Here is a 14,011-nt window from a genome sequence, read left to right as displayed (position 1 = left end):
AGGCGCTGTGGAAGAGAAACAGATAAAAAGGCGGGGATTGTTCCGGCGTGTGATTGCACTTGTCAGCGACATTTTCATGCCGGTGATTCCGGTACTGACCGCCGCGGGGATTCTGAAGGGGCTGTTGATTCTGGCTGCTTCTGCCGGAATCTTGACAGAGAGCGCCGGAACCTACAGGATATTATATGCGCTGGCAGACGGATTCTTCTATTACCTGCCGGTATTTTTAGGCATCTCGGCATCGAAACGTCTGGGGGTCAATGTATATGCGGGAGCATTGGTGGGCGCCGCGCTGCTGTACCCGGATCTGGCTGCGGCGTTTGCAGAAGGAGCGGAAACACTGAGCTTTCTGGGAATCCCGGTCATTTCCGCCACTTATCAGTCCAGCGTGATCCCGATTCTGCTGGGGATATTGCTGATGCGCTATGTGCAGCGCTTTTTTGAAAAAATTCTCCCGGAAATTATTCAGCCGTTTTTTGTGCCGTTGTTTTCTGTACTGATCGTATTTCCTGTGACGATTTTGGTTTTTGGGCCCATGGGCACTATCGTGGGCAACCTTCTGGCCGGCGGCTACCAGAGCATCTACGGGCTAAGCCCTATTGCAGCCGCCTGTGTGGCCGGGCTGCTGCAGCAGCCTATGGTGACCATGGGATTTCACTGGGGGCTTGTCCCTATTGTAATGAGCAATCTGGCAGCTTCTGGAACGGATACGATTATGCCCCTTTTCGCGGCTCCGGTGGGCGGGCAGACGGGTGCCGTGCTGGCGGTGGCCCTGCGGACAAAGCTGAAGGAACGGAGGGCAACTGCGATGTCGGCGGCGGTTTCCTGTGTGTTCGGTGTGACGGAGCCCGCCCTGTTCGGCGTCAATATTCCGCTGAGAAAGCCCATGGTGTTCGGGTGCATCGCCGGGGGGATTGCCAACAGCATTACCGGGGCGTCAGGGACGCTGGCTACAGCGTTCGCTTTTCCGGGGCTGGCGACGCTGCCGGTTTTCATGAGCCACGGAGTAGGCGGAATGCTGGCTGCCTGGGCGGCGGCTTTTGTGATCGGGTTTGTGCTGACCTGGTTTACCTGGAAGCCTGAAATGGATGACATAGGAGGAGAAAAATGAGTGTAATGGACGCGGCAGGATCTCTGCTGGGCCGGATGGAAGGGGGCTGGGGAGGCGTTGCGGCCGGCATCGGTATTGTGATCGCCCTGCTGCACTGTTTTCTTGGCTACCGGCTGCTGAAAGTGTGGATTTCTGTCATTGGATTTTTAATTGGATTTCTTGTATCCTTCGGCACGGCCATGCATTTTCTGGATGATAAAACCGGAATATGCGTGCTGATCGGCATTGCTTTGGGCGTGGCGGTGGCGTTTCTGGCCTACAAGGTATATCTTCTGGGAGTATTTCTGCTCTGCGGAGGCATGACCATGGCGGCGGTCTATCTGTTTATGACAGGAAACTGGCCGGGACTGGAATCATGGATCCCGCTGCTGGTTTCCGGGCTTTCCGGCGTGCTGGCAGGCGTGTTGTCCGTGATGTTCACAAAACCGCTGATTATCCTTACTACAGGGATCAACGGAGGGCTCTCCGCAGGGACCATGATTTTTGAGGTGTTGGGCATTGTGAACCCAGTGGCCCAGTGGATTCTCTGCGCCGTGATCGCTGCCGCAGGTACGGTGGTACAGTTTGTTACATCCGGTAAGAGTACTGGGAGGCGGCGCCGGCGCTGATCGATGAAATGGAAAGAAAACTGGAGATTTTTATTGATGAAGAGGATGAAGGCCGTTCTGTCAGCGATATTCTCCGCAGAAGGGCCGGGATGACCCGTGCACAGATCAGGAGCGTTAAATTCCGTCCCGGCGGGCTGACAGCGGACGGCTGCCGTGTACGCAGCAGTGACTGTCTGATCCGCGGCCAGGTTCTCCAGGTCCTTTTGGGAGAGGAGGCCGAGGAGGAACAGGGATGTCTTTGGATTCCGGATCCTTCTCCGTTGGAGATTCTGTATGAGGACGAGGATATAATCGGAATTAATAAACCTTCCGGGGTGGTGACGCATCCTTCCCCGGGACATTTCGCTGATTCGCTGGCCAACAGGCTGGCGAATTATTTTTCGGCCGGCAAAGATGAGTACAGAATGCAAATCCGGCCAATAGGAAGGCTGGATAAGGATACTTCCGGAATTGTGCTGTTTGCAAAGAATCAGGTGGCAGCTTCAAAGCTGGAGGCCCAGCGGCGGGTGGGGAGGCTGGAAAAGGAATACCTCGCTCTGGTGCGGGGGTGCCCGGCAGCACGGACCGGAGCGGTAATGGCTCCCATCGGAAAAAGTCCTGACAGCCTGATGAAGATGCAGGTGTGTTCCGGAGGAAAGCCTGCCTGCACCTACTACGAGACAGTAGAAGAGGGGACAGAGTGGAGTTTACTGCGGCTGCGGCTGGAAACCGGGCGGACCCATCAGATCCGGGTGCACATGGCCTGGCTTGGCCATCCCCTGCTGGGAGACTCCCTGTATGGGAGCGGACCGGAGCATGGGGTGGACAGGGCTGCGCTTCATGCGGCAGGACTGTTTTTTGACCAGCCATTCAGTGGAAAACGTATCCGTTTGGCCGCCGCCCTTCCGGAAGACATGCGCGGGATCTGCAAAGAGATGTTTTCGTGTTTCATAGGAAACTGCGGCCCCTATGAAACAAAACCCTCCGGAGGGATCACGCTGCGGCGTAAGGAATGATTCAGGCATAAGCGCCGCCGGAAGGACATATGATTTGATAAACGGTTCTGGATGGTGGAAATGAGACAGTTCTGGAACAAATATGTTCTGCATAATGGAATGGCCTGGCTGGCGGCGGCTCTGGTTGTGATTGGGGCGGCGGTATATCTGCCTGCAGCCTTGATGACCTCCGGACAGGCAGCGGGGAGAAAGATCCCGATATACAGTGTGGAGACAGAGAAAAAACAGGTGGCGCTCAGCTTTGACGCCGCCTGGGGGAATGAAGATACTTCCAAAATACTGGATATTCTGGAGAAACATCAGATTCACTCTACTTTTTTTATGACCGGCGGCTGGGTGGAAAAATATCCGGAAGATGTGCAACGCATCGCCCAGGCGGGCCATGACCTGGGGAATCACAGCCAGAATCATAAAGAAATGAGCCGGCTGGACAGCGGTCAGGCGAGAGACGAGATTATGAAGGTACATGAATCAGTAAAAGAACTGACCGGAAAAAGCATGGAGCTGTTTCGCCCGCCTTATGGGGATTATGATGATGAACTGATCAGCACAGCAGAGAATTGCGGTTATTTGCCAATTCAGTGGTCTGTGGACAGCCTGGACTGGAAAAATTACGGAGTGGAAGATATTGTGAACCGGGTGCTGAACCATAAGGAACTCCGCAGCGGAGCGATTATCCTGATGCACAACGGAGCGAAATATACCGCACAGGCGCTGGAGGCGCTGATCTCCGGCCTGGAAGAGAAAGGATATGAAATTGTGCCTGTTTCCCGGCTGATCTATCAGGAAAATTATCAAATAGACCAGGAGGGGAGGCAGTTTCCCGGGTAAAAATCTGACAAGAGCCGCGCAGGATACGATCCGCGCGGCCTTTTGTCTGCAACCATATTCTATTCTTTTTCCACCGGAAAACCGAAAGGCTTCCCGTGTCTGGGAGCAGCCGCGGTCGCTTCAAATTCGTAAAGCGCCTGATAGGCTTCCAACTGGGATTCAGAAACAGGAGCAAAAGGAATCAGGCCGGTACACTCCGTAGCAGAGACTACATTTCTGCTGAAAGCCTCTTCAATGTGATCCTCATCCATTGCTCCGGCCCTCCTCGCCCCCAGGGCCGTCCTGGCGGGGACGGCTGTCCGGATACTCGCTTTCCGGGGACATATCATTATCCTGAGGAAAATCGCTTTCCGGAATGTTGCCGTCGTCATAACTCATGTTCACAGGCATGATTTGAGAGGGGACAGGGAAGTACTGAGGAATTTCTACTAAATTGTCCAATGGCATAAAATCAGCTCCTTTCACAAATACTAATTCAGATACAGAAATATTTTCTGAACTGTTATTAGTCTGTGTGAAAGGAGCTGAATCATACAGGAATGATCTTCCTGACTACAGGGTCAGATCTTCATCGGCATCGCCGCCGCCTTCATCATAACCGTAGCCATCGTCATGGGCATGGCCGGCGGAACCATAGAATTCTTTGCCGACCACCCGTTTTTTGCTGCGGGCCTGTTCGATCATATCAGAAAGCATGCGGTTAACATTCCTGCAGTTTTTAATATTGATCAGTTTTACATCCTTTGAGGTGTCTACTTTCGTGCAAAGAACGATGGTGCCGGTCCCGAAAATTTTCTGGCCCAGAGTCCTGGTCATTGTAATATCCACGATCCGGTAGAGCAGGACTTCGTCATGCTTGGTATTCAGCAGTCCGCGGTCCTCGTAGAGACGATCCTGATCCAGAGAATACTTCGTGAAACTCCAGGGAAACCACATAAAGTGTTTCCTGTCTTTCCATATATACGTGCTTTCAGGCGATTTACTGCCGCCCCCAGACTTCTGATGATCCATTTTTCCCTCCTGGTGTATCAATTCTGCATGCTGTTTTACTAAAGTGATTATACATAAAAAACAGCGCGCATGCAAGGGTTTCAGGAAAAATCTTGTTTACGGATCCCTTGAGGCCAGGCGGTTCCCAGGATTTATTTCAAAAATCTTTATACAAAATTTACAAATTACAGAAAACAGCCACTTGATTTCTGCCGGAACACTCTTTATAATGGAATATCATGTCCCTTTTGGGGCAGAATGGAAAAAGAATGGAGGGATAGCTTGAATACCCCAAATCAAAACAATAATAAAAACAATCCTAATAACGGAAATCCTCATAAATTTCCGGGCGGTCAGACTGCAATTCTGCTGATCGTGGCTGCCATTGTGATGCTGGTTCTGGTATCACTGATGGGCCGTTTCTGGTCTTCATCTACTAATAAAGAGATTACATTCAATGAACTGATCAGGATGGTGGACGAAGACGAGGTGGACCAGGTGGCGCTGACCAGCACAAAATATCAGGTCAAGCCAAAGTCTCAGATGATGTTCATGCAGATCACCTACTATACCGGAAGAACAGAAGCCTTTGATGATATCCTGATTCCGAAACTGATGGATAAAAATATCCCGGTGAATAAGGAGGAGGAGAGCAATGGCTTCGGCATTATGGATTTCCTGCTGTTTTATGGACTGCCGATAGGCCTGCTTTTTGGTTTTCTTTACCTGATGATGCGCCGCGCCAACAGTGGAGGCGGCGTGATGGGCGTGGGCAAGAGCAACGCTAAGGTCTATATCCAGAAGGAGACCGGCGTGACTTTTAAGGATGTTGCCGGACAGGACGAGGCGAAGGAGTCCCTGACGGAGATCGTGGATTTTCTGCACAATCCCGGAAAATATACGAGAATCGGAGCAAAGCTGCCCAAGGGCGCTCTGCTGGTGGGCCCTCCCGGAACGGGTAAAACTCTGCTGGCTAAGGCTGTGGCCGGTGAAGCAAGAGTTCCCTTTTTCTCTTTGTCCGGTTCCGATTTTGTGGAAATGTTTGTGGGCGTGGGCGCATCCCGCGTGCGTGACCTTTTCAAACAGGCGCAGCAGAACGCGCCGTGTATTATATTTATTGATGAAATTGATGCAATCGGAAAGAGCCGTGACAGCCGTTATGGCGGGGGCAATGACGAAAGGGAACAGACCCTGAACCAGCTGCTGGCGGAGATGGACGGTTTTGATACCTCCAAAGGCATCCTGATCCTGGCTGCTACAAACCGTCCTGAGATCCTGGACCCCGCTCTGCTCCGCCCCGGCCGTTTTGACCGCAGGATTATTGTGGATAAGCCTGATCTGAAAGGGCGGGTGAATACCCTGAAGGTGCATTCCAAAGACGTGCTGATGGATGATACGGTGGATCTGGAAGCGATCGCTCTGGCAACTTCCGGTGCAGTGGGTTCTGATCTGGCGAATATGATCAATGAAGCCGCCATCAATGCGGTGAAAAACGGTCGCCATGTGGTATCCCAGGCAGATTTGCTGGAAGCCGTGGAGACTGTGCTTGTAGGAAAGGAAAAGAAAGACCGCATCATGAGCGCCGAGGAGCGCCGGATTGTTTCTTACCACGAGGTTGGCCATGCGCTGATCAGCGCGCTGCAGAAGGACACAGAGCCGGTGCAGAAGATCACCATTGTGCCCCGTACTATGGGCGCCTTGGGATATGTGATGCATACCCCGGAAGAAGAGAAGTTCCTGAACACGGAAAGCGAACTGAGATCCATGCTGGTGATGGCTCTGGCCGGCCGCGCTGCGGAGGAAATTGTGTTTGGCAATGTGACCACCGGCGCGGCGAATGATATCGAAAAGGCCACTTCTATAGCCAGGGCGATGGTCACCCAGTACGGGATGTCCCAACGGTTCGGGCTGATGGGATTGGAAACCATTGAGAACCAGTACCTGACCGGGCGCACTGTGATGAACTGCGGCGACGCCACTGCTGCAGAAGTGGACCAGGAAGTCATGCGAATGCTGAAATCCGCTTACGAAGAAGCGAAGCGCCTGCTTTCAGATAACCGGGGGACCATGGACCGGATCGCCGCGTTCCTGATTGAGAAGGAAACCATAACCGGCAAGGAGTTTATGAGGATATTCCATGAGGTCCAGAAGGAAGAACACCCTGATAAATATCTGACGCAGGAGACCGGGGAGACTGCCGCGCTGCCTGAAATGGAAGGCAGGGAAGAAGCGCAGGGGAACGCTTCGGAAAACCTGTCCGGAGATTTCCATCTTGGAAACAGCTGACTGCTGCCCCGGCTGAAAAATACTGTAAAAATTGACAGGCCTGTTCCGTATCCGTGAGGATATGCGGAACAGGCTATTTCATAGGAAACTGCGTTCCCTACGCAGCAAACCCCTCCATTTTATGAGATGAGGTGAGACAATTTGTATACTTCCATTTATTCTACTGAACTTCCGCCTGTGCTGCGGAAAATGGCTTCCGTGCCGGAAATGCTGCGGCTAAAGGATGTGGGGATGCACTGCGGGTGTGAATACACATCGCTGCCTGTCTACAGCAGTGCCCTGGAATATTCCAGGTATATACACAGCCTGGGAGTGGCCGGGATTGTCTGGAATTTTACAGGAGACATCAAGCAGGCGGCGGCAGGCCTTTTTCACGATATTGCCACGCCGGTATTTGCCCACACCATTGATTTTATGAATGACGACCATATGAAACAGGAATCCACGGAAAGCAGGACCAGGGCGATCATTGAGAATTCCCCGGAGATCAGGAAGCTGCTTCAGGACTGCGGGGCGCAGGTGGAGGATGTGGACGATTATCACAAATATCCGATAGCAGACAATGATACGCCGATGCTGTCCGCAGACAGGCTGGAATATACTCTGGGAAACGCCAGCCTTGTTTTTCGCTGTCCCCTACAGGAGATCAGGGATATTTATAAGGATCTGGTAGTTTCGGAAAATGAATTTGGCACTGAGGAGCTTTGTTTCCGCACCATGGAAACAGCAAAGCTGTTTACAAAGATATCGCTGCGGAACTCCTGGTGGTTTGTATCTGATGAGGAACGGTTTGCCATGCAGTTTTTAGCGGACCTTATGCGGGCCGCTATCCAAAAACAGGCAGTGGATCCGGAAGCCCTGTATCTTACAGAAAAAGAAGTGATCCAGAAGATGTGCCGGGACGATGCTGTCCGCAGGCTTTGGGAAGAATTCGTTCATATTAAGGGGGTGGGTGTTTCGGGCGGGAAGCTTTCAGACCGGTACTGCGTCAAAGTTCCTGCCAAAAAACGTTACATTAATCCCCTAGTCCTGACCGGAGATACGCCAAAAAGAGCTGCGGACGCCGACCAGGGCATCCGCAGCGAAATGCAGGCTTTTTTGGAGGACAGTTATGACAGGTGGCTGTACTGCTGCTGAACAGATGAGTGGAGCTTCTGAACTACATTGCCGCGGCCCGCTCTTTGGGCCTGTGCATCATGATCCAGAAACAGATCACTCCGGCCAGCAGCACGCCGCAATTCACGAAGACAGTGGCGCGGACGCTGAAAACTTCAATCAGCACGCCGGACACTGCCGTGCCTGCCGCATTGCCCAGGTTGCCGGCGATGTTGTAGCAGGTCTGTCCCTTGATTTTGTTCTCTTCGGGGATATTTGTATTGATATAGTAAACTGATGCAGGCAGGGACAGGGCGTAGGTGATCATCTGGAAGGTCTGCAGCCCGGCCAGCAGCCAGGCGTTGGTCGCCATGCCCACCAGCAGCCACCGGATCAGGTGAAAGACGGAAGAGGCAAAGAGCAGCTTCTCCATGCTGTACCGCCGGGACAGACGGGGGAAAATGATCGCCATCATAGGCATTTCAATGAACGCGCTGACGAACATGGCAAACCCCAGGACGGTGTTGTCCCCTCCGGCATTGGAAATCAAGGTGGCCATAAAATTACTGCATGGACAAAAACCCAGGCAGATGATAAAATTAGCAATCAGCAGCCAGCGGTATTGAGGCTGGTTCCTGAGCATTTTCAGGATGCTTCCCTGTCGCGGCATGACCTGGTAATGGCGCATAGATGGCTTTGCACTGTCCTCTGTCCCGGCCGGAATGCTGCGGAAGGTGAGAAAGGTCACTACGGAAACCACATACAGGGCCAGAACAACGCCATGCACTGTCACCACAATGTCAGCGCCCAGCATGTCGATGGCCCGGCCCAGCAGCACGCAGGTAAACGCGTAGCAGACAGAGCCGGTAGCCCTGCAGGCGCTGTAGTTCATTGGCACGCCCAGATTGATGAACTGCAGGGCCAGCGAGTCCATCAGAGAGACGATGGAGCACTCTGTCAGCCCCAGAATCAGGAACAGCGCCATCATCCCGGCAAAATCCGGAGAGGAAAACTGCAGCACGCCGTTGGCACAGATACTGACGCCCATCACAACAGCAATGATGTACTTCAGAGGCAGCTGCTTATACCGGTCTCCCAGATACGCATAAAACAGCTGGGCCAGCACTGCCATGCCGGTGCGGAAGGCGTTGATATATCCGATTTGCGCGGTGGAGAAGCCTCTGGCGTCCAGAAAAACGACCAGAAAGGCGTACATGGAGGCTGAAGCGATCCAATAAAGTCCCTGGATCGACGCATAATGGATGTTCAGTCTGGTGGTAAGGTGCATTTTGCCCTTGTATCTGGATCGCTTCATGGCGTCCTCCTTGAGACTTTAGAATTTGCCCATATTATAGCAAAAACATGCTGAATTACAATAGAAAAATTACTTCTTTTGTGTAATTAAATTGAAAGAGGAAATGGTATGGAATTTGATATTCAGGAAGAACTGAAAAAGCTGCCGGACTCCCCGGGCGTATATCTGATGCACGACGCGGACGACACGATTATCTATGTGGGAAAAGCCATCAGCCTGAAAAACCGGGTGCGCCAGTATTTCCAGAACAGCAGGGATAAAACGCCGAAAATTCGGAAAATGGTTTCTAAAATCCACCGTTTTGAATACATCATCACCGATTCGGAGATGGAGGCCCTGGTGCTGGAATGCAATCTGATCAAAGAGCATTCGCCCAAATATAATACCATGCTGAAAGACGACAAAGGATATCCTTATATCCGGGTCACCGTGGATGAGGCTTTTCCGAGAGTGCAGCTGGCCAGGACCATGAAGAAAGACAAATCCAGGTATTTTGGCCCCTATCCCAGCGCGGGAGCGGTAAAAGATACCCTTGATCTTCTGCGCAAGCTGTTCCAGATCCGGACCTGCAGCAGGGTGCTGCCCAGGGATGCGGGAAAGGACCGTCCCTGCCTGAATTACCATATCGGGCAGTGCTGCGCGCCCTGCCAGGGGACTGTATCAGAAGAGGAATACCGCCAATCGGTGGAGCAGATCCTGGATTTCCTGAACGGGAAATATGAGAAGCTGCTGAAGCTGCTGCAGGAGCGGATGGAAAAGGCGTCTGAAGATATGGATTTTGAGACGGCCATCCGTTACCGGGAGCTGATCCGCAGCGTCAAGGTCATTTCCCAGAAACAGAAAGCTACAGACAGCTCGTCCCAGGGAGACCGGGATGTGATCGCCATGGCCAGCCAGGGGCCGGACGCGGTGGTGCAGGTGTTTTTTGTGCGGGAAGGCCGGCTCATCGGCCGGGACCATTTCCACCTCTCTGTGGCGGAAGGGGATTCTCCTGCAGAGATCCTGGGGAGCTTTGTAAAACAGTTTTATGCGGGCACTCCCTTTCTGCCCAGAGAACTTTTTTTGCAGCATGAGATCGCGGAGCAGGAGGCAATCGGCGCCTGGCTGTCCGGAAAGCGGGGACATAAAGTGCAGATTACTGTTCCCAAGAAGGGGCAGAAGGAGCGGCTGGTGGAGCTGGCCGCCCGCAATGCGGAGCTGGTGCTGAACCAGGATAAAGAGAAAATCAAACGGGAAGAAGCGAAGACAATCGGAGCCATGCGCCAAATCGAGAACTGGCTTGGGCTGGCCGGGCTCTGCCGTGTGGAAGCTTACGATATTTCCAATATCAGCGGGTTTGAATCCGTGGGATCTATGGTCGTCTATGAAAACGGGCGGCCAAAGCGCAGCGATTACCGTAAGTTCAGGATCAAGTGGGTCAAGGGGGCCAATGATTATGCCTCCATGGAGGAAGTACTGACGCGCCGTTTTTCCAGAGGCCTTTCAGAGGAAAACCAGGGCTTTGACCGTCTGCCTGACCTGATCATGATGGACGGAGGCAGGGGACAGGTAAATATCGCTTTGGACGTCCTGGGGAAGATGGGCCTGAGGATTCCTGTGTGCGGCATGGTGAAGGATGACCGGCACAGAACAAGGGGGCTGTATTATAATAATGTAGAACTGCCTGTGGATACGCACAGCGAGGGATTCCGGCTCATCACCAGAATCCAGGATGAAGCGCACCGGTTTGCAATCGAGTATCACCGCAGCCTGCGGGGAAAAAAGAATGTGCATTCTGTGCTGGATGATATTCCCGGAATCGGGCCCAAGCGCCGGAATGCGCTGATGCGGTCCTTCGACAGCCTGGAAGACATCCGCAGCGCTTCCGTAGAGGAACTGGCGCAGATAGAGGGGATGAACGAGGCTTCGGCCAGGGCCGTGGCGGATTTTTTCCGGATTGATACTTTACAGGAATGAGGATTTAAGATATACTTTTGATAATTGTACAGTACGCTGAAGCATATATTAACACATAAAAGGAGCGGGAAAATGAAGGGAGTACCAGTAAGCAGTCTGATTGAAAAGATGAATCTGGATAATCTGACCCGGGAAATTAATGCGGATAAGATCAGGATCGTTCATCCGGATATCAACCGTCCTGCACTGCAGCTGACGGGGTTTTACGATCATTTTGATAATGAACGTGTGCAGATTATCGGATATGTGGAGTACGCATATATCAATAAGCTGAGCAGAGAGGAGAAAATCCGTACTTTTGACAAGCTGCTGAGCAGCAAGATTCCCTGCCTGGTCTGGAGCCGGAGCCATAAGCCGGATGAGGACATTCTGACGCTGGCCAGAAAGTACGGCGTGCCGATTCTGATGTCCGACAAAACCACTTCTGACCTGATGGCGGAAATCATCCGCTGGCTGAAGGTGGAGCTGGCGCCCACCATTTCCATCCATGGCGTTCTGGTGGATGTGTACGGCGAGGGCGTGCTCATCATGGGAGAGAGCGGGATCGGCAAGAGCGAGGCTGCGCTGGAGCTGATCAAGCGGGGACACCGTCTGGTGACAGACGACGTGGTGGAGATCCGTAAAGTCAGCGACGACACCCTGGTGGGGACAGCGCCTGATATCACCCGGCATTTCATCGAATTGCGCGGCGTAGGCATTATTGACGTCAAGACACTGTTCGGCGTGGAAAGTGTAAAGAACACCCAGGCCATCGATATGGTGGTGAAGCTGGAGGACTGGAATAAAGATAAAGAATACGACAGGCTGGGGCTGGAAGAGCAGTATACTGAACTGCTGGGCAATAAAATAGTGTGTCATTCTATTCCTATCCGTCCGGGCAGAAACCTGGCGATCATTGTGGAGTCTGCGGCGGTAAACTACCGCCAGAAAAAAATGGGGTATAATGCGGCCAGAGAGCTGTACAACCGTGTGCAGCAGAACCTGGCGAAAAGAATGAAGGAAGACGAGGAATAGGGATGTCAGATTTTTCAGAAAAGCTCATTACTTTACTGGGAGAGGAAAATCTGTGTACTGATGAGCCGCTGTCCGCCCACACCAGCTTTCAGGTGGGCGGGCCTGCGGATTACTGGGTTTCTCCTGAAAACGCGGAGCAGCTGGCCGGGGTGATGGCGCTGTGCAGGGAGGAAAGTACGCCCTGGTATGTGTTTGGCAGAGGGAGCAATGTTCTGGTGAGCGACGAAGGATTCCGCGGAGTGGCGATCAGCCTGAAAAAGGGATTTTCATCCTGCCGGGCGGAAGGAAACCTGGTATACGCCGGAGCCGGAGCCGGCCTGGGAGCGGTGGCAGCCGCAGCGCTGCAGCACGGACTGTCCGGTTTTGAGTTCGCGGCTGGAATCCCGGGCAGTATGGGCGGGGCAATGGTGATGAATGCCGGAGCATATGGAGGAGAGCTGAAAGATGTGCTGACGGGAGCAACGGTGCTGACGCCGGAAGGAGAACTGCTCAGTCTGACCGGGGAGGAGATGGAGCTGGGGTACAGAACCAGCTGTATTCAGAAAAAAGGATATATCGGGCTGGAGGCCCGGATCAGCCTGGAACCGGGAAATCCCGAAGAAATCCGGGCCAGGATGGATGAGCTGGCCGACAGGAGGAAGAGCAAGCAGCCATTGGAATATCCAAGCGCTGGGAGCACCTTTAAGCGCCCGTCCGGGTATTTCGCTGGCAAACTGATTGAAGAAGCGGGGTTGCGAGGGTTTCGTGTGGGCGGCGCCCAGGTATCAGAAAAACACTGCGGATTTGTGATCAACCGGGATCATGCCACTGCGTCTGAAATTCTGGAACTATGCCGGCAGGTGCAAAACAGAGTGAAGGAACATTCCGGAGTGGAACTGGAGCTGGAGGTCCGGCTTTTGGGCTTCGGACAATGATGGAGAAATCATGAGATTTGTTGTCGTTACGGGAATGAGCGGCGCGGGGAAGAGCACTGCGCTGAAAATGCTGGAGGATATGGGGTATTACTGCGTGGATAATCTGCCCATTTCTCTGATCCTGAATATGGCGGAATTAACCTTTGATCAGGATTCCGCTATAACCAGGGTGGCTCTGGGGATCGATATCCGAAACGGGAAGGCTCTTTCAGAATTGGAAAAGGTGCTGGAGGAAATGCCCCGCCGGCACTATGACTATGAGATTCTGTTTCTGGACGCTGCGGACGCCTGCCTGGTGAAACGGTATAAAGAAACCAGAAGATCCCACCCCCTGTCCGGGCAGGGCAGAGTGGAGGACGGAATTTTCCAGGAGCGCAGAAAGCTGGAATTCCTGCGGGAGCAGGCGGACTATGTAATTGATACCAGCAAGCTTTTGACCAGGGAACTGAGGCCTGAACTGGAGAAAATTTTCATTCAGGGCCGGGAGTTTCAGAGCCTGTTTGTTACAGTGCTTTCTTTTGGATTTAAGCATGGGATTCCCGAAGATTCAGATCTTGTTTTTGATGTGCGTTTTCTCCCAAACCCATATTATGTAGAAGAGCTGCGCCCTCTGACAGGGAATGACGCGGCGGTGCGGAATTATGTAATGCAGTTTGATATGGCAAAAATTTTTCGCGATAAACTGGTGGATATGGTCCGTTTTTTGCTGCCTAATTATGTGCGGGAAGGGAAAAACCAGCTGGTGATCAGCATTGGCTGTACAGGCGGGAGGCACCGTTCTGTTACACTGGCTAATGCGCTGTATGAAGCGCTTTCCGACGGAGAGGCTTCTTATGGATTAAAACTGGAACACCGGGATATAGACCGGGACGTCCATATAAAGAAAAACTGAGGTG

General features: G+C 52.7%; 14 protein-coding genes. 10 read left to right on the top strand and 4 right to left on the bottom strand.

Annotated elements, in window-relative coordinates; all coding sequences use genetic code 11:
• Nucleotides 1–7 precede the first annotated feature (7 nt).
• From EV209_RS03015 to EV209_RS03000, 4 genes are read left to right on the top strand one after another with little or no spacing between them, the layout of a single operon-like run.
• Nucleotides 8–1,111, top strand: coding sequence for a PTS transporter subunit EIIC (locus EV209_RS03015; protein ID WP_130432914.1), 1,104 nt, complete (start codon nt 8–10; stop codon nt 1,109–1,111).
• Nucleotides 1,108–1,719: an ABC-2 transporter permease gene (locus EV209_RS03010; protein WP_130432912.1), complete on the top strand. Its 612-nt coding sequence runs from the start codon at nt 1,108–1,110 to the stop codon at nt 1,717–1,719. Before EV209_RS03015 ends, EV209_RS03010 begins: the two co-directional genes overlap by 4 nt.
• Before the next feature lie 8 nt (nt 1,720–1,727).
• Entirely contained in the window at nt 1,728–2,714 is a 987-nt protein-coding gene (locus EV209_RS03005) for an RluA family pseudouridine synthase (RefSeq protein ID WP_130432910.1), read from the top strand.
• A gap of 51 nt (nt 2,715–2,765) precedes the next feature.
• Nucleotides 2,766–3,545, top strand: coding sequence for a polysaccharide deacetylase family protein (locus tag EV209_RS03000; protein ID WP_130432908.1), 780 nt, complete (start codon nt 2,766–2,768; stop codon nt 3,543–3,545).
• A 59-nt stretch (nt 3,546–3,604) separates the two neighbouring features.
• Here EV209_RS03000 and EV209_RS02995 read toward each other — a convergent pair whose 3' ends face one another.
• The 3 genes from EV209_RS02995 to EV209_RS02985 all read right to left on the bottom strand — a co-directional run bounded on the left by EV209_RS02995 (nt 3,605) and on the right by EV209_RS02985 (nt 4,556).
• Nucleotides 3,605–3,796, bottom strand: coding sequence for a hypothetical protein (locus EV209_RS02995; RefSeq protein ID WP_130432906.1), 192 nt, complete (start codon nt 3,794–3,796; stop codon nt 3,605–3,607).
• A complete protein-coding gene (locus tag EV209_RS02990) occupies nt 3,789–3,992 on the bottom strand; it encodes a hypothetical protein (protein WP_130432904.1) in 204 nt (67 codons plus the stop codon). The genes EV209_RS02995 and EV209_RS02990 overlap by 8 nt, the downstream gene beginning before the upstream one ends.
• Nucleotides 3,993–4,097: 105 nt before the next feature.
• Nucleotides 4,098–4,556, bottom strand: a complete 459-nt coding sequence (locus EV209_RS02985; protein WP_130432902.1) for a PH domain-containing protein — start codon at nt 4,554–4,556, stop codon at nt 4,098–4,100.
• A 261-nt stretch (nt 4,557–4,817) separates the two neighbouring features.
• Here EV209_RS02985 and ftsH point away from each other — a divergent pair, with 261 nt between their 5' ends.
• Both ftsH and EV209_RS02975 read left to right on the top strand, forming a co-directional pair.
• A complete protein-coding gene (gene ftsH / locus EV209_RS02980) occupies nt 4,818–6,821 on the top strand; it encodes an ATP-dependent zinc metalloprotease FtsH (RefSeq protein ID WP_330520726.1) in 2,004 nt (667 codons plus the stop codon).
• 141 nt (nt 6,822–6,962) lie between these two features.
• Nucleotides 6,963–7,958 carry an HD domain-containing protein gene (locus EV209_RS02975; protein WP_130432898.1) on the top strand — a complete coding sequence of 332 codons (996 nt, stop codon included), beginning with the start codon at nt 6,963–6,965 and terminating at the stop codon, nt 7,956–7,958.
• A gap of 22 nt (nt 7,959–7,980) precedes the next feature.
• Here EV209_RS02975 and EV209_RS02970 read toward each other — a convergent pair whose 3' ends face one another.
• Complete coding sequence (locus EV209_RS02970) at nt 7,981–9,231, bottom strand: MFS transporter (RefSeq protein ID WP_130432896.1); 1,251 nt, start codon at nt 9,229–9,231, stop codon at nt 7,981–7,983.
• 108 nt (nt 9,232–9,339) lie between these two features.
• Here EV209_RS02970 and uvrC point away from each other — a divergent pair, with 108 nt between their 5' ends.
• From uvrC to rapZ, 4 genes are all read left to right on the top strand, one after another.
• Nucleotides 9,340–11,187 (top strand): excinuclease ABC subunit UvrC, encoded by a 1,848-nt coding sequence (gene uvrC, locus EV209_RS02965; protein ID WP_130432894.1) that lies wholly within the window; start codon nt 9,340–9,342, stop codon nt 11,185–11,187.
• Nucleotides 11,188–11,259: 72 nt separating this feature from the next.
• Nucleotides 11,260–12,201: an HPr(Ser) kinase/phosphatase gene (gene hprK / locus EV209_RS02960; RefSeq protein ID WP_130432892.1), complete on the top strand. Its 942-nt coding sequence runs from the start codon at nt 11,260–11,262 to the stop codon at nt 12,199–12,201.
• A gap of 2 nt (nt 12,202–12,203) precedes the next feature.
• Nucleotides 12,204–13,115, top strand: coding sequence for a UDP-N-acetylmuramate dehydrogenase (gene murB, locus EV209_RS02955; protein WP_130432890.1), 912 nt, complete (start codon nt 12,204–12,206; stop codon nt 13,113–13,115).
• Between the two features lie 10 nt (nt 13,116–13,125).
• On the top strand, nt 13,126–14,007 hold the full coding sequence (rapZ, locus tag EV209_RS02950) for an RNase adapter RapZ (protein ID WP_130432888.1): 882 nt from the start codon (nt 13,126–13,128) through the stop codon (nt 14,005–14,007).
• The last annotated feature ends 4 nt before the right edge of the window (nt 14,008–14,011 follow it).

Origin of the sequence: Cuneatibacter caecimuris, assembly GCF_004216775.1 — a bacterium.
Classification (GTDB): domain Bacteria; phylum Bacillota; class Clostridia; order Lachnospirales; family Lachnospiraceae; genus Cuneatibacter; species Cuneatibacter caecimuris.
This window is presented reverse-complemented; position numbering and strand designations above follow the sequence as displayed.